General features: G+C 44.8%; 17 protein-coding genes and 1 tRNA gene. 7 read left to right on the top strand and 11 right to left on the bottom strand.

The features are described 5' to 3' along the window. Window positions 1-98 precede the first annotated feature (98 nt). Together OSC7112_RS09420 and OSC7112_RS09415 are read right to left on the bottom strand one after the other, a co-directional pair. Window positions 99-1421, bottom strand: coding sequence for a four-carbon acid sugar kinase family protein (locus OSC7112_RS09420; RefSeq protein WP_015175685.1), 1323 nt, complete (start codon window positions 1419-1421; stop codon window positions 99-101). Between the two features lie 215 nt (window positions 1422-1636). Next, on the bottom strand, window positions 1637-2305 hold the full coding sequence (locus OSC7112_RS09415; protein WP_015175684.1) for a hypothetical protein: 669 nt from the start codon (window positions 2303-2305) through the stop codon (window positions 1637-1639). 96 nt (window positions 2306-2401) lie between these two features. On the opposite strand from OSC7112_RS09415, the gene OSC7112_RS09410 reads away from it, so the two are divergent. Further along, on the top strand, window positions 2402-3574 hold the full coding sequence (locus OSC7112_RS09410; RefSeq protein WP_015175683.1) for an IscS subfamily cysteine desulfurase: 1173 nt from the start codon (window positions 2402-2404) through the stop codon (window positions 3572-3574). 125 nt (window positions 3575-3699) lie between these two features. Here the strand turns inward: OSC7112_RS09410 and OSC7112_RS09405 are convergent, their stop codons facing one another. Further along, window positions 3700-4704, bottom strand: a complete 1005-nt coding sequence (locus tag OSC7112_RS09405) for a glycosyltransferase family 2 protein (protein ID WP_015175682.1) — start codon at window positions 4702-4704, stop codon at window positions 3700-3702. Between the two features lie 107 nt (window positions 4705-4811). After that, complete coding sequence (locus tag OSC7112_RS09400; protein WP_015175681.1) at window positions 4812-5618, bottom strand: C40 family peptidase; 807 nt, start codon at window positions 5616-5618, stop codon at window positions 4812-4814. 108 nt (window positions 5619-5726) lie between these two features. Between OSC7112_RS09400 and OSC7112_RS09395 the strand changes: the two genes are divergently transcribed. Further along, window positions 5727-6665, top strand: coding sequence for a serine hydrolase (locus OSC7112_RS09395; RefSeq protein WP_015175680.1), 939 nt, complete (start codon window positions 5727-5729; stop codon window positions 6663-6665). 140 nt (window positions 6666-6805) lie between these two features. Here OSC7112_RS09395 and tnpA read toward each other — a convergent pair whose 3' ends face one another. Further along, the gene (tnpA, locus tag OSC7112_RS09390; RefSeq protein WP_015175269.1) at window positions 6806-7219 is read right to left on the bottom strand and encodes an IS200/IS605 family transposase; all 414 of its coding nucleotides are present in this window, start codon (window positions 7217-7219) and stop codon (window positions 6806-6808) included. A 45-nt stretch (window positions 7220-7264) separates the two neighbouring features. Here tnpA and OSC7112_RS09385 point away from each other — a divergent pair, with 45 nt between their 5' ends. From OSC7112_RS09385 to OSC7112_RS09370, 4 genes are all read left to right on the top strand, one after another. After that, window positions 7265-8668: an RNA-guided endonuclease InsQ/TnpB family protein gene (locus OSC7112_RS09385; protein WP_015175679.1), complete on the top strand. Its 1404-nt coding sequence runs from the start codon at window positions 7265-7267 to the stop codon at window positions 8666-8668. Between the two features lie 260 nt (window positions 8669-8928). Next, window positions 8929-10140: an RNA-guided endonuclease InsQ/TnpB family protein gene (locus OSC7112_RS09380; RefSeq protein ID WP_015175678.1), complete on the top strand. Its 1212-nt coding sequence runs from the start codon at window positions 8929-8931 to the stop codon at window positions 10138-10140. Between the two features lie 465 nt (window positions 10141-10605). After that, the gene (locus tag OSC7112_RS09375; RefSeq protein WP_015175677.1) at window positions 10606-11058 is read left to right on the top strand and encodes a hypothetical protein; all 453 of its coding nucleotides are present in this window, start codon (window positions 10606-10608) and stop codon (window positions 11056-11058) included. A gap of 337 nt (window positions 11059-11395) precedes the next feature. Next, window positions 11396-12622 carry an alpha-1,2-fucosyltransferase gene (locus OSC7112_RS09370; protein ID WP_015175676.1) on the top strand — a complete coding sequence of 409 codons (1227 nt, stop codon included), beginning with the start codon at window positions 11396-11398 and terminating at the stop codon, window positions 12620-12622. Window positions 12623-12723: 101 nt separating this feature from the next. On the opposite strand, the gene OSC7112_RS09365 is transcribed toward OSC7112_RS09370, so the two are convergent. The 4 genes from OSC7112_RS09365 to alr all read right to left on the bottom strand — a co-directional run bounded on the left by OSC7112_RS09365 (window position 12724) and on the right by alr (window position 16445). Further along, window positions 12724-12812: transfer RNA gene (locus OSC7112_RS09365), tRNA-Ser, on the bottom strand. A 97-nt stretch (window positions 12813-12909) separates the two neighbouring features. Further along, window positions 12910-14049, bottom strand: a complete 1140-nt coding sequence (locus OSC7112_RS09360; RefSeq protein ID WP_015175675.1) for a patatin-like phospholipase family protein — start codon at window positions 14047-14049, stop codon at window positions 12910-12912. Window positions 14050-14096: 47 nt separating this feature from the next. Next, complete coding sequence (locus OSC7112_RS09355) at window positions 14097-14945, bottom strand: mechanosensitive ion channel family protein (RefSeq protein ID WP_015175674.1); 849 nt, start codon at window positions 14943-14945, stop codon at window positions 14097-14099. Between the two features lie 297 nt (window positions 14946-15242). Continuing rightward, window positions 15243-16445 carry an alanine racemase gene (gene alr / locus OSC7112_RS09350; RefSeq protein WP_015175673.1) on the bottom strand — a complete coding sequence of 401 codons (1203 nt, stop codon included), beginning with the start codon at window positions 16443-16445 and terminating at the stop codon, window positions 15243-15245. A gap of 237 nt (window positions 16446-16682) precedes the next feature. Here alr and OSC7112_RS09345 point away from each other — a divergent pair, with 237 nt between their 5' ends. Then, window positions 16683-18263 (top strand): peptidoglycan-binding protein, encoded by a 1581-nt coding sequence (locus tag OSC7112_RS09345; protein ID WP_015175672.1) that lies wholly within the window; start codon window positions 16683-16685, stop codon window positions 18261-18263. A gap of 95 nt (window positions 18264-18358) precedes the next feature. Here OSC7112_RS09345 and OSC7112_RS09340 read toward each other — a convergent pair whose 3' ends face one another. Then, on the bottom strand, window positions 18359-19417 hold the full coding sequence (locus tag OSC7112_RS09340) for an S-layer homology domain-containing protein (protein ID WP_015175671.1): 1059 nt from the start codon (window positions 19415-19417) through the stop codon (window positions 18359-18361). 179 nt (window positions 19418-19596) lie between these two features. After that, the gene (locus OSC7112_RS09335) at window positions 19597-20478 is read right to left on the bottom strand and encodes a hypothetical protein (RefSeq protein WP_015175670.1); all 882 of its coding nucleotides are present in this window, start codon (window positions 20476-20478) and stop codon (window positions 19597-19599) included. Window positions 20479-20571 lie beyond the last annotated feature (93 nt).

Here is a 20571-nt window from a genome sequence, read left to right as displayed (position 1 = left end):
AATAATAGAAGCCTCCAGCTTGGTATCGATGTTAGAACCCCGACTTCTTAGAGAAGTCGGGGTTCTGGGTGTTCTGTTTTTTGAGCTTAGTCTGCTGGTTACTTGCTAAGCCGCTTGTAAACCGTAGCCAAAGCATGGCTATCCCCCACATTTCCCGGAAACAAAACCACTGGTAAATTGGGAAACAGAGGATGGTCGGCCTCGGTTTTCACCACCGAACAACCTGCGATAATTTGACCGATTTGCCTGACACTTTTCAGCGACAAACCTGTACTCAAAACATCATTAGAAGTAATGCCGCCCTTGCTAATCAAAAACCCGATCGCGGCAGGCAGTCCCCGCACAATATCCATCAATAAAGCAGAAACAGCCTCTCCAAATTTTAACCTAATTTCTGCATTTTCAAATTGTAGTTCCTGGCGGCTGGTATAAATTACAGGCGTTTTACCATCGGCATGAGCAGTGCTGGCTTTTTCGAGAATTTCATCGAGCATTTGGGTGCGATACTCGGGTGAATCTTCTAACAAGTGAGATACATCTATTTCAATGCTAACTGTATTGGGTTCTTTTAACAAGCGCTCCAATTGTTCAGTAGTTTTCTTAACGTGGGAACCAACTATTACTGCACCCGGTTTGCCATCCCTCACGTATTTTGCCATTTCGTCGGCTGCGACTGGCTGCGGGCCGAGGTCAGCTAAGGATGTTAAAATACTCGCTGCGCTGCGGAATAAAAACTTTTTGCCTTGACTGACTGCATTGAGAATGTGTTTGGCAAATGTGTCTAAATCGCCTTGGCTTTGACCGTCAACAACTGCACATTGGTTGTCTTCCATCTCCATCAGTCGATCTAAACTTCCGTAGCGAATGTCTGCGAGTAAAATGCGATCGACTGCATCAGCCCGGATGCGACCTTTGGTTTTTTCTTCTACATAGTCTGGCAGGTAACTGTGACTGTAGCCGAAGACTGAATCTTTGGCAAATTCGGTTTCGTGTACTGGTGTCGGGACGCTGTTAACTATTAGGTAGTGGACGCTGTGGCGGGTAATTCTGCCTCCTTCAAAAAAGGCGGGAATTAGAAAATGGGCGTCGAAAGGGCCAAGTTCTTCGGCGATCGCGTCGGTTTCGATGGGATAGTGACCGCGCAGGGTAGAATCGGAACGGCTAACTATTAGGAAGTCTTCGATTTCTTCGCTGGCGATCGCCCTTTTGAGATTTTGGCACACTTCGCGGGTGACGGAGGCTGCTTTTTCGGGAGTTAGCGATCGAGTATTTGTCAGGATGAAGAAAATCGGACACTTGTCCCGCAGCCCCAAACGCAGGGTGTCTTCGTCCCAACGTGTCAGCAGCAAGCAACTGTGCACGGTTTGAGAACCAGTCGGATCGTCGTCGAGAACTATAATCTTGGGTTTAACAGAAGACATACTGACCTGGTTGTTAACGTCACCTTTCCAAGATATCCTTACCTGTTACGTAACAGGAAAAAATTTACAATAATTATGATATTTTTTCAACAATTCTCCTAATTCATAATTTTAAAAATGTCTTTGAGTTCGAGTGGAACAGGCATCCTGCCTGTTGCGGTTCAGTAAGCTGCATATTGCTACTGGGTAAGAGGCGCACGCAGCCGTGGACGCTACTAACTTTTGCCCTTTTTAAAATTAGCAGCGTTTCGATCTTGCAACTTTTTCATTTCTGCTTGAACTCCCACGGCTACCTGCAAAGCTTCGTTGAGCAATCGTCCCGGCTGGCTCGATCTATCGCTAATTTGCAGGGCATTCAAAGTTCTCAAATTATTGGCAAATAATTCGGAGTTAGTATCGACAAATTTTTTGTTTTCCCTGAGAATTCTCTCGGTTTTCAAAGCTCTAACTAAGTCGTCTCTGATTAGCTGCAAGGCTGCAATAACTTTTGCTCGATCGCCGATTTTGACTCCCGCATTGCCAGCATCTTCTATCCGATCGTTAATGGCAAGCGCTTCGATTATACCATTATAGCGATCCACATCATCAAAAAGATTGATTAAATCTTTGTTTTGCCGACTGCACCGAATTTTCCACGCATCCTCAAAGATTAAACCAACTATCGCAGCGAAGTGCAGGGCGAACCACAACAAATAAGCTCTAGGAAATATCGCAACCAGCAGCCAACAACTGATGAGAACCAAAAAAATTAAACCGACTGTTTTCAAAGCTTCGCGGGCAAACTTAGTCGCTGTCGGCGGCCGGTATACGCGATCGGGCCCGACGCCTGTGAGGTGCTTGAGCTCACCGACAGTAATTTCTAATCCCTGAATGTCAGCTCGCATAAATCTTCACAAATATTGGTTAATTATAAAGTTTTGTAGTAGAACAAGGGGCTCGTCTACAATAAACCTAACACTTTTTTCAACCAAAACAGCACTATGTCCGCACGTCCTATCTACCTCGACAACCACGCCACAACCCCCGTAGATCGACGGGTACTTGATGCGATGCTGCCCTATTTCACCGAACAATTCGGCAACGCAGCCAGTATCAACCACGCCTACGGCTGGGAAGCAGAAGCAGCGGTAAAACAGTCACGACAAATCATAGCAGAAGCGATCAACGCTTCCCCAGAAGAAATTGTTTTTACCAGCGGCGCCAGCGAAGCAAATAACTTAGCGATCAAAGGCATCGCCGAAGCTTATTTCAGTAAAGGAAAGCACATTATCACAGTAAAAACCGAACACAATGCAATTCTCGACCCCTGTACCTATTTGCAAAAATTGGGGTTTGACATTACTGTTTTACCCGTGAAAAGCGACGGGCTGATTGATATGGGCGATTTGATCAAAGCGATTCGGGCAGAGACTATTTTAGTTTCAGTGATGACGGCTAACAACGAAATTGGCGTCATCCAGCCGATCGCAGAAATTGCAGCAATTTGTCGCGGAAATGACATTCTTTTTCACACAGATGCGGCACAGGCGATCGGCAAAATTCCCCTCGACGTACAGGAGATGAATATCGATCTAATGTCCTTGACAGCCCACAAAATTTACGGGCCAAAAGGCATCGGTGCTCTGTACGTGCGCCGCAACAAACCGAGAGTGCAGCTAGCGCCGCAAATGCACGGAGGAGGCCACGAACGGGGAATGCGATCGGGAACTCTCTACCCACCGCAAATAGTCGGGTTTGCCAAAGCAGTGGAATTGGCAATTGCAGAAATGCCGTCGGAAACAGAACGAGTTGTTAATTTGCGGCAGCGTTTGTGGGAAAACTTGAGTGAATTGGGTGATGTTTTTCTCAACGGTCACGCTACGAAGAGATTGCCGGGGAATCTGAATATTAGTGTAGGCGGCGTTGACGGTCAAGCGTTGATGTTGGGTTTGCAAGCGGCGGCGGCAGTTTCTTCGGGATCTGCTTGCACTTCGGCGAAAATATCTCCATCTCATGTTTTAGCAGCGATCGGGCGATCGGACAAATTAGCTTATGCTTCAATTCGGTTTGGTATTGGCCGGTTCAATACCGAAGCAGAAATAGACGCAGTTTCCGAACACGCGATCGCAACTATTCAATCTCTCCGACAAGCTCAAAAAGTCAATCAATTTTAGATTTTAGATTTTAGATTTTAGATGGGAGAATTGAAGTTAGGAAGTAGTTTTGAGTTTTAAGTTAAATCACTTAAAACTCAAAACTTTTCCTCTTTTTACCACCGAGTATAATTGGGATCGATCCCTTATTTAGAACCAAACACCTCGCGCACCCGATAAATAGGTTTTCCCTGCGACTCGTGATAAGTCCGCATCATCACTTCCGCCAGCAAACCAAAACAAAATAACTGCACCCCAGTTAACAGCAAAACCACAGCCAAAATCAGCAAAGGACGGTTCCCAATACTTTCACCAAAACCCAATTTTAAGACTGTCAAATAAATTCCTAAAACCGTTCCCAACGTCATAGAACTCAGTCCCAAAAGTCCAAAAACGTGCATCGGTCGAGTCAGGAACTTTTTCATAAAAGAAATAGTTAACAAATCCATCAACACCCGAAAAGTCCGCCAAATTCCGTACTTACTTTGACCGAAACGGCGGGCGTGGTGTCGCACAGGCAGTTCTGCAATTCTCGCCCCTTCAATAAACGCCAAAGCAGGCAAAAAGCGGTGCAATTCCCCGTACAGATTCAAGTCGGCTACCAACTCGGATCTATAAGCTTTCAAAGAACAGCCGTAGTCGTGCAAATTTACGCCGGTAACGCGACCAATTAACCAGTTCGCAATTTTAGAAGGAATCAACCGACTGATAGTATTGTCCTGCCTATTTTTCCGCCAGCCGCTAACTAAATCGTAGCCTTCATCTAACTTTGCCAACAATAGCGGAATATCAGCCGGGTCATTTTGCAAATCGCCGTCAAGGGTAACAATAGCACGGCCGCGAGCGCGATCGAAACCTGCGGACATGGCAGCAGTTTGCCCGTAATTGCGGCGCAAAATTACAGCACAAAGGTCATCGCGACTGCTGGCTAACTGCTGGAGAAGTTCACCAGAACCGTCCTTAGAACCGTCATCTACACAAATAATTTGATAGCTGAGTCCAGATGGTTGGATAGAAGAGGCGATCGCCTCAATCAAATGAGGCAAACTTTCCACCTCATTATACACCGGTACCACCACCGAAACGTCGAGAACAACCTCAGCCTCAGCTTGCTGTCTCGCCAATTTTTCCAAAAATAATGCAGCGTCCATTTATTTATTCGATAACATTAGTAATCATCGGTCATTAGTCATTAGTCATTAGTCATTAGTCATTAGTTATTGGTTGTCCTATGTTTGTTCTTAGTTGTTGGTTTTAATTACCAATTACCAATTCCCGATGCCCGATGCCCGATGCCCGATGCCCGATGCCCGATGCCCAATTCCCTATTCCTAGGTTGATAACTTGCCACAACTTTACCATATCCCCGCAATTGCTGGTAATAAGCTTGACTGACTTCATCTCCATTCTCCGACAAAACATCGATACCGATACCGTTGCGACCTTGTGCTTGTCCCGAACTGTGAATGTAGCGATTATCTCCGAGATACAATCCTACGTGAGTTGCTTTTTCCGGCGTACCAAAAAATACTAAATCCCCCGGTTCTAAAGCACTGATACTAACAGGTTTAGTAAAAGCTTCCTGCTGATAAGCATCCCTCGGCAACCAGATGCCCGCTGCCACAAAAGCCGCTTGCATCAAGCCCGAACAATCATAATTTGGCCCGACAGTACCGCCCCAAAGATAATAATTGGATTGGTTCATAGCCTCGCGAGCGAAAGTAATTACAATTGGTAATTTTTCCTGGATTTGGGCCTCAGAAAGCACCAGAGGATGATACACGGTTTCTGTCGGATCGAGCAACTCAACATCTCGAATATCCAGCCATCCCGGATAATCATCTTCGCACAGCCGCACCATCACAGCCGTTGTATCCCTCTGAACCACCGAGTCTATGCCATTTATCCCCCCCTTAATAAGGGGGGGCTGGGGGGGGTCAACTACGCGCAACTGTCGCCCCAGCGCTGCTTGAGTTGCCAATCGATCGCACTTGGGGGAATCGTAAATATTTATGTGCGATCGGGCCCGGTACTCCACAACATCAGATAATTGATAATTGGCCATTGCTAATTGCTCATTGTTTGCTGTTAATTGTTCGCATTTATTGTTCGCATTTAACGATAGATTGCCATTAGCTGCTAGCCGTTAACCGTTAACCGTCAGCCATTAACCATGACATTTTTTCACAAAGACGAACAATTAGAAACCCTCGGCAGTAGCATTATAGACTCCGCATTGTCAGAATTTACAGGATTAAGTGGCGATCGTCTAGCCATTACCTGGATAGTCTACGATCCGCCGGTGCGAGTCAATACAGGTGGCGGGCTGAGTGCAGAAGAATTTTGGAAATATCAACCGCGAGGTTTTAGCGCCAGAGCTTCCGAACGAATTTATCCCGCCAGCATCGTCAAATTATTCTACCTCGTTGCCATCTGGGAATGGGCGCAAAAAGGCATGATTAAAACATCGCCAGAATTAGAACGCGCCGTCCGAGATATGATAGTTGATTCCAGCAACGACGCCACCAGTTTAGTAGTAGACGCGCTCACCGGCACCACCAGCGGCCCAGAATTATCACCAGGCCCCTTTGAAACTTGGAAACAGCAGCGAAACATCGTCAACCGTTACTTTCAATCATTAGATTGGCCGGAATTACAAAATATTAACGTCAATCAAAAAACCTGGTGTGACGGCCCCTACGGTCGCGAGCGAGCAGTTCTGGGAGAATTAATGGAAAATAGAAATATGCTGACCACAAATGCAGCGGCGCGTTTGCTGCACAGTATAATCGGCGGCGTAGCTGTTTCTGCCAAAGCATCGCAAGAAATGATGGGTTTAATGAAACGCAGTTTAGACCCAGCAGAATTACAGGCAGATCCCGAAAATCAAGTAACGGGTTTTTTAGGCGGCGGATTGCCAGAATCAGCAAAATTGTGGTCAAAAGCGGGACTGACAAGTCAAGTGCGTCACGATGCTGCTTATATTGAAATATCTGGCTTGCGGCCGTATTTGTTGGTTGTATTTACCGAGGGTAAAGACAATAGCAAGAATGAAGAAATTTTGCCATTTATATCGCGGCAATTTGTCGAAGCGATGAAAGTGCTTAATTAGCTAGACAGACGGGAATCCCCACACCATACCGATCAAGGTTGGTGTGGGATGAAAGGCGCGTGAGACGAGGATTCCATCTGTCCACAATCTCAAGGCGCAGCTTTGAGCGGTGGACAGATGGATGACGAGACGAACAAATCTTATTCTACAGGTCTATCTTGCCCCTCAATATACTTCTTTAATTGCTCAACCGTCACGCCACCACATGAAGCAATAAAATATCCATTTGTCCAAAAAACATCTTTCCAGTAAACTTTTTCAACTTCATCTACAAACTCTTTCCGCAAATAGCGACTAGATACAGTCTTAAGATTGTTGATAAGCTTACTTGGTTCAGTTTGCGGTGTATATTGAAGCAGCAAATGTACGTGGTCACGCTCACCATTAAATTCTACCAATCTTCCTTCCCATTTTTCCATTAAGTTCTTGAAAATTTCCTCAAGCCTAGACAACATTTGATCGGTCAGAACTTTCCGCCGATACTTGGTTGTCAACACTAAATGACACTTGAGATCGGAAACTCCTCTGGCTTTATGGATAAAATCTGTACTCATAGACTTGACACCAAACAACATTCTCTGATAAATTAACACTAATTAATGCGTATCGGCTACGATGCAATGAAAGCGACCTACCAGTACCAGTTCTATCCCGACACTAATCAAAAGTTAACCCTCAACCATTGGCTGAGAATCTGTCGCTATTGGTATAATCGACAGTTAGGTGATCGATTTGATTGGTGGGAGATGAACCGCACTGCTATAAATGCTTGTCCATTGATTGCTAGCATCTCTGCGCCCCGTGCGAAGCCCAACTACTACTCCCAAAAACAACAATTGCCCGTCATTAAGAAAGACCTAGTAAAAGTTTTTCATAGTGGCGAACTTTTGGATTTTAAGCAGGTAGATTCAACCGTACTGCAAGATGTCTCTAAGCGAGTAGACAAAGCTTTCGAGCGGTTTGTCATAGGGGATAGTAAGGGCGGAAGATCGGGTAAACCCCGCTTCAAGACTGAGGCAGACTACCGGACGATGACTTTTTCTACAGCTAACAGCGACTGGATTAAGTTGGTTCGTAAGAATTGGCTTTATATCCGACTGCCAAAGCTAGGCATCATAAAAGTTCGGATGCACCGTCTAATCCCTGATGGGTTTAGCGTCAAGCAAATCAGCGTAACTAGGAAGGCTGACGGTTGGTTCATCCAAATAATGCTTGAAGACGCTTCAGTACCGCAGTTTATTCCTGATAAAATTACCCCAAACTGGAACAACTCGATCGGGTTGGATGCGGTACTGCATGAAGATGTCTACCTGGCATCATCATCGGGCGAAAAGTTGCCTTCGTTAAAACCACTTCGTAAAAACCAATCTAAGTTAGACCGCATTTCAAGGAAGCGGAATAAGCAAAAACGTGGCTCTAAATCTCGACGAAAATTAGCCAAAAAAGAAGCGAGACAACACCAAAAAATAGCGCGTTCTCGCCAAGACTTCCATTACAAAACGGCTCACAAACTTGTCAAGTCTGGAGCTAAGTTTTTCTTTCACGAAGATTTGAACTTAAAGGGCTTAACAAAGCGGAATAAAGTTAAGCAAGACGATGAGGGTAATTACCTTCCGAACGGTCAATCAGCAAAATCAGGATTGAATAAATCTTGGTTGGATGCTGCGTTCGGTCAATTTTTCAAGACGCTGGAATACATAGCCGAAAAAGCTGGATCAGTCGTCGTTTCGCAAAAACCTGCTTATACTTCAATGGTTCTGTGCTATCGGAATGAAATCATTTTTACCGATTGTGGGATACGGAATTATTGGGATGAGCAAAACTCTCTGATGGTTGATCGCGATATTAATGCTGCGATAAATCTAAAGAGACTTGGGTTGGACATTTTCCCAAGTATAAAACGCCGTAGCGGGAATCTTTCTGTGGTGGGAACTATGGATGACCGTACCGTAAAGGAAATCTTGCACACCCTTCATCGGGCTGCTAAGAAGCCCACATCATAACTGTACTCAGTTTGATGTGGGAGTATGTCACAGCGAAACTTACGCAAAAACTGCTTTGCAACACTGTTATAAATAATACCCTGAAAACCCCGCGACTTTAGTCCGGGGATGAAAGGGACAAAGAGGCTTTAGCCTCCCAGTCTATTTTCTGAGCTCTCAGGATGGCGCTGTCAAGTAAAACCATGTAAATCTTTGTGAACAACTAGAGGGATGTTAAGCCGACTCTGGTAGCATAAGACTATCGTGATGAGGTCGAAGTCATGTTAGTTTTTGAGTTCAAAGCATACGGGAAAAAACAGCAATTTGACGCTGTAGATGAAGCGATTAGAACGGTGCAGTTCATCCGAAACAAAGCACTGCGGTTTTGGATGGAAAACGAAAAAGTTGATAAATACGCATTGAACAAGTATAGCGCTGTTTTAGCTAAGGAATTTCCGTTTTGCGATGACTTGAACAGCATGGCTCGACAATCTAGCTCAGAAAGAGCGTGGTCGGCAATCTCCCGATTCTACGACAACTGCAAAAAGAAAGTCCCAGGAAAAAAAGGGTTTCCGCAATTCCAGAAAGACAACCGCTCGGTAGAGTACAAAACTACGGGCTGGCGTCTGGCAGATGACCGGAAATCAATCACTTTTACCGATAAAAAAGGAATCGGCAAACTTAAATTAAAAGGAACCCGCGACTTGCATTTCTACCAGCGCAGTCAAATCAAACGAGTACGCTTGGTGAGACGGGCAGACGGATATTATGTCCAGTTTTGCATTCAAGTTGACCGTTCTGAAAAGATTGAAATCACGGGTAACGCCATCGGGTTAGATGTAGGACTTAAAGAGTTTTACACTGACTCAAATGGTATTGCAGTTGATAACCCGCGTTTCCTCCGCAAGGGAGAACGCAGGTTGAAGAAAGCCCAAAGACGAGTTTCAAAACGAGTTAAGGGTTCGCAAAACAGAAAAAAAGCTAGAGCAATTCTAGGAAAGCGCCACCTCAAAATAAGTAGACAGCGTAAAGATTTTGCCGTGAAGTTGGCAAGATGCGTCATCCAGTCTAACGACTGTGTAGTCTACGAAGATTTGAGGATTAAAAATATGGTGAAGAATCACTGTCTGGCAAAATCGATTAACGACGCTTCTTGGTATACGTTCCGAATTTGGTTGGAATATTTTGGCAAAGTATTCGGAAGAATTACGATTGCCGTACCAGCTAACGGAACAAGTCAAGAATGCTCTAGTTGCGGAACAATTGTTAAGAAAAGTCTCTCAACGCGAACCCACGCTTGTCGGTGTGGATGCGTATTAGATCGTGACTGGAACGCAGCTAAAAATATCCTGAGTCGGGGATTGAGTACGGCGGGGCACGTCGGAACTTGGATCTTAGATCCGAACGCTTGTGGAGAATTGACCGCTACCGATGTTGAAGTAATTCTGCACCGGCAAGTCGATTCTGCGAATCAAGAATCTCCTCGGCTTTAGCCAGGAGAGTGTCAATAGAGGTAAGGTGCGGAGTGCAAAGAACCCTCAAGAGAGAGTTTATGCGTCCAGAAGTAATATTTGCGATCTCACGGGGTGACAACGGCTCTAAAACCTTTATGGACTAGGCTTTGAGGCGATCGCTTGCATCTATTTTTTTGAGCGCGATCAGCTTAAAACCTTGTCAGCGCAAGCCTTTCAAATTGGTTGTCACCTCATGAGATTTGTGAGTCAGTGTTCTAAAAAGGTGATGGATAATACAGAAACTTAAAATGGATTGCAGTAAAACGAAGAATAAATTTTATAGCAATCCTAAATCATTTGTGAATTTCTTACTCCCTCCCCGAACCCGCGGGGAGGGTTGGGGTGGGGTAAAAATTTTACAACTCCTGCAATAATTGCTATATTTTGCAGATAACTCACATACAATAGAAACTGAAAATCCTACCCAAAAATATGAGAAATCTCATGTTACGGAAAGCTTTTATCGGCTTAATTTCTTTCGCACTACTTACCATCATTACTTTGAGCAGTCTGACTTCCCAAGTTAGTGCCATGCCTACTTGCTCAAATGAAACCCTGAAAGGACTTTATGTCCATACCTCTTCGGGTTTTCGTGGTACGGCTGCTCCATTTATTCCCTTGGCAACACTTAGAACTGCTGAGATTCAGAATGGAAAAGTAAAAGGACGCGGTACTTTAAGCCTTGGAGGTGATGTGAAGAATTACCGAGTTGAAGGTACTTATGAGGTTTCTAGCGATTGTACAGTCATTTTTAGTCATTCAGCCATTTCAGATGATGGCAGCATTAGCCAAGCTTCTAAGCACTTTGGGATTATTGTCGATCGTGGTAAGAAGGTGTACTACATCCAGCAAACTCCCGGTATAAATGAGACTGGGATTTATGAAAAGATAAGTTAATGTATCTAAAATTAGGTTGGCTCTCAATGTCGAAAACTGGCAATCTATAGGTCAAGATGATGGGTCATACCTTAAACCCGTTTGAAATTCTGAATTCTACTATCTCGATCACAATTTTTTTATTTAAGTATCGTTCATTAAATTTAAATTGTAAAATTAAAAAATATTAAAACTTTGGTGGTGCGAGCATCTCACACGCCCCAGATTGGTAACTTAATAGGTAAGGTGCGGAGTGCCAGCCTAGTTAGATAAACCTTTTGAATTCATTCACAATACAGCAACCCGAAAATAATATATTCAATTTATCTAACCACCACTAAAATTAATCAGTCAAAACATGACCAATCCTAAATACACAAATCAAAGTGAAACAAAGCGAGTTTTCGATGTTTTGGCAACTTTAGATAAAGATGCTAAGAATATTCAATCTCCCCTAAACATTGATACTGAAATCTCCAGTCAGTCAGTTTTAACTATGTCTTCTTTAGGACAACTGGGACGATTTGGAAACCAAATTTTTCAGTACGCTTTTCTGCGAATCTGTGCCCACAAAACAGGAGCTATAGTCGAATGCCCGCCCTGGATTGGTCAACTTTTATTTGGACATAATGACGCTCCAATTTCCCGTCGGCTAGAGCCGGCAATTGAGCGTAAAGAGGATGAAAAAAATTTATTCGATATAGTCCCAGAATTGGTCCCTTACGTTGAAAAAATTGCCGGAGCAAAGAGTCGTCGTCTTGGCTCAGAAGTCCTTGAAAATGGGATAGAAAATGTCGATTTGTGGGGATTTTTCCAGATATCAACTCGTTTACTTGCCCCCTACCAGGACTATATTCGCTCACTATTTCAACCTGTGAGTGAGTTGAATTTTTCATTGGAAGAAGGTCTAAAGATTCTTCGCTCTAAAGGCAAAACAATTGTGGGAATTCATATTCGCCGAGGTGATTACATTACTCAAGTACGAACAGGATTTACTTTAGTTTTCCCTGAAAGTTGGTATTGTGAATGGTTAGATACAATTTGGAATGATTTGGAAGACCCAATTCTCTTTCTATGTAGCGACGATATAGAGCGAATTCTGCCTGCTTTTGAAAAATTTTCTCCGGTCATAGCGCGAGATTTGCAGGTCAAACTACCTGAAGTAATGCAAGATAAAAACATAGAATTCTACATTGATTTTTTTATCTTGAGTAAATGCGATATCGTTGCTACCAGCAATAGTGTTTTCAGTTTTGCCGCTTGTCTATTGAATGAACATGGTCGAATGTTTGTGCGTCCACACTGGAACTTTTCCTCAAGGTTTATTGTTTTCGAGCCCTGGGACAGCGAACCATTGCTATGGATAGGAGATGGGCAACCGAAATTCTTTAAGAGTTTGCCTGAAGTGGTTTTTACTACATATGCTACCCAAGGTCTCTGGTCAACGCTCAAAAGTTTGTTTTTTTTCGCTCCTAGAAGCTACATAAAGGAGTTGGCAATCCGAGCTTACTTGGGTTACAAAATCCAAGGATTCGTCGGCGTATTTAAAACCTTTGCGTCTATCTTAGGTTGGTACTCCTGGTGAGATAGCTAGTGCAGTCTCAACATTACGTTGCAACGTTAAATTAATTAACGTTCGATCGCTTTCGATCGCGTCAGCCTTGATTAATAAATGATTAAATAGAACGGAGAGGGAGGGATTTGAACCCTCGAAGGATGTTAACACCCTTAACAGATTAGCAATCTGCCGCTTTCGACCACTCAGCCACCTCTCCAAGATGACAGTAACTAACTATAGCACACACATCTTCTTCTTGCCAACCCCTAATTTAAAAATTCCTCAATCCCTTACTCTGTATACTTTTCGCGACCTCAACCTCCAGCCTCTTCCCCAAAGCCCCTAGCCTTCAAGTGCTTCTCCCAACTAAAATTGGAGCTCAAAAAGAACCTCTTAGTATACAAATACCCCAAGCGGTACAGGTGAGCCTTGCGATCGCCATCGAGATTAAAGTCCGTTGTCGTCACCCCAGCTTCAGTCACATCAATATTAATCACCCTGCCCTTATCCATTTCTCGCTGGTGATAGCGGTCTCTTGCTTTCATCATCGTTCTGAACATCGCCGCCAGCATCGACAGGGGAGTATCAATCTTAACTTTACTCTCAATTCCAGTATCGACTAATCGAAACCCAAAGGTAAACCAGCGGGGCGCCACCGGAGTCGAACCGACGGATTGTTTGTCATAAATCCACAGGGGGAAATTGCTCAAAATTCCGCCATCTACAATTAAGTCATCGCCGAGTTTTCCCGGTTCAAAAAATAGGGGAATACTCATCGACAACCGAACGGCTTCAGCCACACTAAAATCTTCAGCGCTTTTGAGTCGCAACTGCTCGTACAAAGAATCGGAATCCGTCGATTCGCGTCTGTGTAAGTCGTCGGGCAGCACCAACATTTCACCGCGAGTGAGGTTGGATATTACTACTTTTAATTCCCGGTCTTTTACGATTTGTTTGACATCGGCAAAAGTGTGCAAGTTACCTCGACCGAGCATTGTTTCCAGCCACTGCCGGAACGGCTGCGCCGAATATTCTCCCATCTGACGGCTAATTGTGAGAAAAAGCAGCGTCCAAGCAGGAGATTGCAAGTCGTCGGCGGGGTCGCCGTTTAAAATTAGAGGACTGTTTTTTTGAGTTAAAAATATGCTGTAATCGAGCTGTCCTAAAATTTCCTCTAAATCATCAATTGACAAGTCGGTTGCCAATACTGCGGCAGTAATTGCACCTGCCGAAGTGCCGGCCAATTTTCGCCACCGGATGCCCAAATCGCTACAGCACCTGAGTGCTCCTAAAAACGCAACTCCGCGCACGCCACCGCCTTCAAAAACCCCGTCGGCATAGATTTGACCGTTTTCGTCGGGAGGGGGAAATTTGCTGAGAATTGTTTGTTTCTCCGTTGGGGTGATTCTGACACCGGGTTCTTGCAAAATTTGCTGCGGATACCACTGACTCATGGAAAATACCTCGGATCGATTTGGGATTTTATATTTTAGATAGATATCTATGGTTCTTGATTTTTGTCGGCATCCATTGCCTCTTTGACATATTGTTGAACTTGCGATCGCACTTGTTCGTAGGCGACCGACGCGCACCAAGGCCGGAGAGATAAAATAGTTGTATCGGGAGTAATCTCGGCCACCAAACAAGTCGGGGGCGGATTCTCCAAAACCAGGGGGTGAGAGTGGGCAATTTCTAATAACTCAGCTACAGTTGGACGAATTGGCCGATCGCCAATATCAATCTTCAAGTCTACTCGCCTCGTTCCCATTGCCGTTGTATTTTTCAGTGTACCGTTAAACAACTGATTGTTCGGGACAATAATTTTTATGCGATCGTCTGTCACCACGGTTGTTGAAAAAATCCCGATGCTGTCCACCACTCCCTTAACATCGCCAGCTTCAATCCCATCCCCGACTTCAAAGGGCCGCAAACTAATCAACATTACCCCAGCAGCAAAGTGCGACAAAGTATTTTGCCAAGCCAAACCGATCGCCAAACCCGCTGCACCAACTACCGCAACCACGCTGGTAGTTTGAATTCCCAACTGATTCAAAGTGGCGACTACTCCCACTACCAAAATCGTAATTTCAGCAGCTTGAACTAAGAATTTCCGCAGCGTGGCTTCGGTGCGACTCAGTGCTCGGCGAGTCACCCGCCCCACCACGCCGATCGCAAATCGCGTAATTAACAAAATGCCGATCGCCCACAGCAGTTGAGGTACAATTTTAAACCCCAATTCTACGAATTTTTTCGAGAATTCTTGGGCTACTGCCAAGGCTTGTGTTCTTTCTGTATCTAGCTGGGAATACAAAGTTTGAGCTATTGGTAAAAACGTCTGAATCACTGTCATATCAATTGGTAATTGGGAATGGCAAATTGAAAATTGCAGTCTCAGTCTTATCCCTTATTCCGAGAGTCCGACAGGGGTTGAAAACCCCTGTCTCATAGCGGAAGTCCTCTAGAAGAGGACTAAAGTCGATAATTTTATCCTTCTTCAAACTCTTGAGTCGGTTTCAACCGACTTTTGCTATGAGGCAGGAGTTTCAACCCCTGCCGGACTGTCGATAATTTTATCCTTCAAACTCTTGAGTCGGTTTCAACCGACTTTTGCTATGAGGCAGGGGTTTCAACCCCTATCGGACTATTGTTAATAGTGTACTGCTACGCGGGGCAATCGGTGTTTAAAACCGCAAAGAATTTCCCACGAAATAGTTCCTAAAATGACTGCCCAATCGTCAGCAGTAATTTGATTTTCCCCATCTTTGCCCAACAGAGTCACCACTTCGCCGACTTCTAAATCGGGAATATCAGTTACATCCAGCATTAATTGATCCATCGTCACGGCTCCTACTTGCCGCACGAACTGACCCCTGACTAAAACCTGTATTTTATTAGAAAGATTGCGCGGAATACCATCTGCATAGCCAATACCAATTACGGCAATCTGTGTCGGGCGCTGAGCTATAAATTGATAGCCGTAACTGACTCCGGTTCCTGCTTCAATTGTTTTCACCTGCGTTACCCTAGCTTTTACCTGCATTGCGGGCTTTAAATTGGCGATCGGCTGCAAGTGAGGCGCTGGATAAAGACCGTAGGTAGCTAAACCGACTCGCACTAAATCGTAGTGCAAATCCGGGTCAGCGAGGGCGGCAGCAGAGTTTGCCAAGTGGAGGCGAGGGGGGTTAATTCCTGCTATTTTAATTTGCTCGATCGCCCGTTGAAACCGCTGGTGCTGCTCTCTCATAACTGCGGGATCGGGACTGTCGGCTGTCGCCAAATGAGAGTAAATGCTGGCTAATTTTAAATTGGGCAACCGCTTGACTAATTGCACAAATTCTGTAGCTTCCTGCCAGGGCGTACCCAAGCGAGACATTCCCGTATCCAACTTAGCGTGAACTGGCAAAGATTGGTTAAGACCAGCGAGAACTTCCGAAAAAATTAGGGCTTGTTTGGCAGTACAAATAGTGGGCTGCAAGTGCCATTGAGCGATCGCCTTTACCTGTTGGGCTGTATGGGTTGCCCCCAACAACAAAATCGGCGCTTCTATGCCAGCTTCTCGCAATTCTATTCCTTCGGGAATTGTCGCCACTCCCAGCCAACTAGCACCTGCTTGCAATGCTGTTTGACTGACTGCAACAGCACCGTGCCCGTAAGCATCCGCTTTCACAACTGCCATCAGTTCTGTGTGGGGAGATAAGAGCTTTTTAAGCTGTTTTACATTGTGAGTTAAAGCTGCTAAATCGATTTCTACCCAAGCCCGCTGGCAAAGTTCCCCGTCACCGTCCCACAGCAACGTCTGGCGGGATTCTTTTGTCGGTGATTCTGCGGCTGTTTGTTCCCAACTCAACATTGTCGATCGCTCCTACTTGCTTACACCATTAAAAACTGCTCGGATATTTTACCCTACGTTTGATTATAATAAGATTTTTCCTTTAATCAATGTTATACAAGTTTAAAAAAAGAATGCAACTGCAGGCAAGCTGCAAACCCAGATTTCATCAGTCATTCCCCATCTAAAATCTCAAATCTCAAATCTAAAATGGTATTAACTGGTGTATCATAGCACCAAAAATACCCGGTAAAAACTATGGACGGACTGGCCTACCTACATTTAGCTGAAACTTGGGAAACGGTTGCGTGTCAAAGTCGATCGACCAACTCAAAAATGCACCTGAATTTAGCCTATACTCCTTTACTTTTCTTTACGATCGCTCTCACAATTTTCAATTTAGTCAATCCCGCACTCGCCCTCAAAAAAGGCGATTCAGGCCCGGAAGTAGCCGAACTCCAGAAAACTCTACAAAACGCAGGCTATTTTCGCGGTAAGGCTACAGGATTTTACGGTTCTGTCACCCAGGCTGCTGTGAAAAAGTTTCAAGCAGAGAAGAACCTGAAAGTTGACGGAATTGTCGGCCCTAAAACCTTGTCAGCGCTGAAAGGTAAGCCGGAAGAGGCGAGTATTGAAGCTGCGAAAAAAATCGCGCCAAACGTCGATCGACCGTCGCCATCTCCTAGCGCCACAGAAAACACAAACAAACTCGAAGATACAACTAAAACTCAGCCCCAAGAACCTCTATTTCAAGAACCTTCTTTGCCACCCTTTAAAACAGAAACTTCCGAGGATAAAAAAAGTGAATTACCAACCACCAAGCTAGTAAATCCTCCCGACAACACTCAAGGAAAAATGACCTTGAAAAAAATAATTTACGGCAAGATATCGCCAAAATCAATAGTTTATTCGGGAGCCGGTTTGTTTTTTGCCCAAAACATGATGTACAGCCACACAATCACAGTTTACGACAGGAACTTTAATTTAGTCAAGACTATTCCCGATACAGTAAACTTGTCGAAGTTCGGCTTTTCTAAATTCAAAGGCAATTATCAAGGTTCTCCCGTAGAAGCTGCTTTTTCAACTGACGGCAAATATGCCTACGTATCCAACTATCAAATGTACGGTTCGGGGTTTAGCAATCCGGGGAGCGACAGGTGCTCTCCAGCGGCAAAACACGACCAAAGTTTTATTTACCGCATCAATACCCAAACTTTAAAAATAGAAAAAGTAATTCCTGTAGGTGCAGTTCCGAAATTCAATGCTGTTTCGCCTGACAATCGCTTCGCGCTCTCTAGCAATTGGTGCAGTTGGGATTTGAGCGTAGTTGATATCAATAAAAATCTCGAAATCGAGCGGGTGAAACTGGGTGCATATCCTCGGGGTATTGTTGTCACTCCTGACTCAAAAAATGCTTATGTTGCCATCATGGGTTCTTCCGATATTGCGAAAGTGAATCTCATCGACTTTTCGGTAGAATGGCTGAGGAATATTGGCAATGCGCCGCGTCACTTGACGATCGATCCCAAGGGCAACTATCTTTATGCCACTTTGAACGGTGAAGGAAATGTGGCAAAAATTGACCTAAAAACTGGTAAAGTTGTAGACAAAGTTTCGACAGGAAAAGCACCTCGCAGCATGACAATTTCCGATGAGGGAAAACTGCTTTATGTGGTCAACTATTTCTCGAATACTGTTAGCAAAGTGAGGACGAGCGATATGAAAGTGCTGCAAACAGTGAAGGTTAATTCAAGTCCGATCGGGATTACTTACGATCCAGAAACTAATCAGGTTTGGGTAGCTTGCTATTCGGGCAGTATTATGGTGTTTCAAGATTAATTTAGCTGCTTCGCAGTGAAGGCTTCAGTCCTGACTACAAACAAGAGCGATTAAATGTTATTGTGGGGCGGCCGATGAGCAACGCCCCTAAAATATTACCTGGACAACTTTACAGGCTTCACGACATACTCAGAAGACTTAGCCGGTACTTTGCCTTTTTTGGCCATAGCTTGGTAAATCATGGCTGCTACTTCAGCGCGAGTTGCCGTTCTATTAGGCTGCAAAAGTGCGGGCTTCGGGTGGTTGACAACAATGCCAGCTTCCGTGGCTGCTGCTACTTTGTTAACGGCCCATTTCGGCACTTTTGCCCTGTCTGTATAAACCTGTAAAGTTTTGCTTGCTTTTGTTGATGGTTTCAGGCTCAAACCGCTCGCTAAAGCTGCGATGACTTCGACACGGGGAATATTTTTGTCGGGACGGAACTCATTGTTTGGGTATCCTTTAAGATATCCAGTTTTGACGGTGTGCTCGATCGCAGGAGCTAAAGGACTCTTGTCTTTTACGTCTTTAAAATCAATTGGTTTTCGGATCGGCTCTTTGTCCTCGGACATTCGCTGAATTAACCGCGCTAGTTCGGCTCGCGTTATCGGTTCGTCGGGACGAAATTTGCTGTCAGTGAAATCAGCAAAAATTTTCCGATCGACTAAAGCGACAATGAACGGACGCGCCCAATATTTGTCCGGAACATCGGAAAATATAACGGGCCCAACTTTCGGTTTATCGGCTTTCGGTTTATCGGCTTTCGGTTTGGTAATTGCTGGATTGGGAGTCGATCGCACAATTGGCTTGGGAGGCACAACGATTACACCCACCGGAGGATTTTGCGGTAAAACCGGCCCTAAAGGTGCAACAGGTGCGACATCCGGTTTTGAGGGAACGGGGGTTGTAGCGGGCGATTCCCTGCGGGATAGCTTCGCTTCAGGCAAATCCGAATTCGGCGGCGCAGGCGTTAATATTCCCGGGCTCGCAGGCGTAACAGCAGGTTGAGAGAAAACGGCTGGAAATTGCCAATTTCTGGCATTAAATCGATCGGGATTTTTACCTGTTACCCAAAATAAAATTGCTCCCATCGTGCCGAAGGCAACCAAGATTGCAATCAATTCATCCAATCCTAGAGGGTTTCTTTCCCCTGACGGGGGTTGTGAAGAAGACATATTGTCACCTACATACCAATGTAGAAATTAAATCACATATTTTTTGGGTCTGGGGGAAACAGAGAAGGCTAAATCAATTATTCCAAAGTTTTCATTCTCCCTACCTGCGGCGTGGCATCGGAAGAATATATAAAATCAACTTTTACCGATCTCAGTTGCTAATTTTAGCAATCTTTAACTCAGCGCCTTCTGCTGCCGAAAGAGCGAGTCCGACTCGGTTGACGAGAATTCCTGCCACTACCAAAACTCGGACTCCGCCTTTGCTGCGGGGAAGTTGAGTTGGGCGATCGCCTCAAAGTGCTGCCGCCGTAACCCGAACCGGTCGATCGATTGCCATTTGGACGTACTGAGGGTCTTACTGGCTGGTTGTACGTGGGCGATCGCAAGCGGCCGGTCGTCCTTAAAACTTGACGGTTTCTCACCTCCGGAGGCGGAGTTCGGTAGCGAGTTTGATACTGCTCAACAGCTTGGCCGTAAGTATTACCATACGCGCCATATCCTGTCATAATCCCCGGCTGATAGACTGGCGGCATATAATATTGCGGTCTAAATAACAAACTGCCGATCGCCTGACCGGCCACAGCTCCAGCAAACGGTGCCCAGAAGCCAGATTGCTGTCTCACTACTACGGTTTGGGGCTGACCGGTTTGAGGGTTAGTGACAGTTTCAGTCACGTTGTGAACGTACTCAATTTTAAAATCTTCTGTCAAATGCAAAACGGCTTTATTGTTATCCAGATTTAGATAACTTTTCTTGCCTGCCGATATTTCTTCCTCTGTTAAGCGAGCCATTTGCAAATCCCTAGTGCGGTAAACTGGGGAACTGCCGGCGGGAGTATTCAGCAACATTAAACTGTATTCACCATCCGCATCGTTGTAGGTAGCTTGCTGTACGGGATATTGACCTTGAGCCAAGTTATTGTTTGCAGCCGGACGCACCGTGTTAACATTACTATTTGCAGGCGGATTGGCAGGAGGTTGTGGGGTAGGAGAACCGCAGGCGGTTGCCGTCCATAACAAAGTTAAAGCCATTAAATAAATTGTCAGTTTTCGCAGCATCATAATAAATAGTAATTGGGAATTGGGCCTCGGGCATCGCGCATTGGTAGCAATTAACAATTAACAAATAACTAATAACTAATAACTAATAACTCC

The sequence above is a fragment of the Oscillatoria nigro-viridis PCC 7112 genome, assembly GCF_000317475.1.
Classification (GTDB): Bacteria; Cyanobacteriota; Cyanobacteriia; order Cyanobacteriales; family Microcoleaceae; genus Microcoleus; species Microcoleus nigroviridis.
Note: the sequence above shows the minus strand (reverse complement) of the source record. Positions and strands in the feature narration are given on the sequence as shown.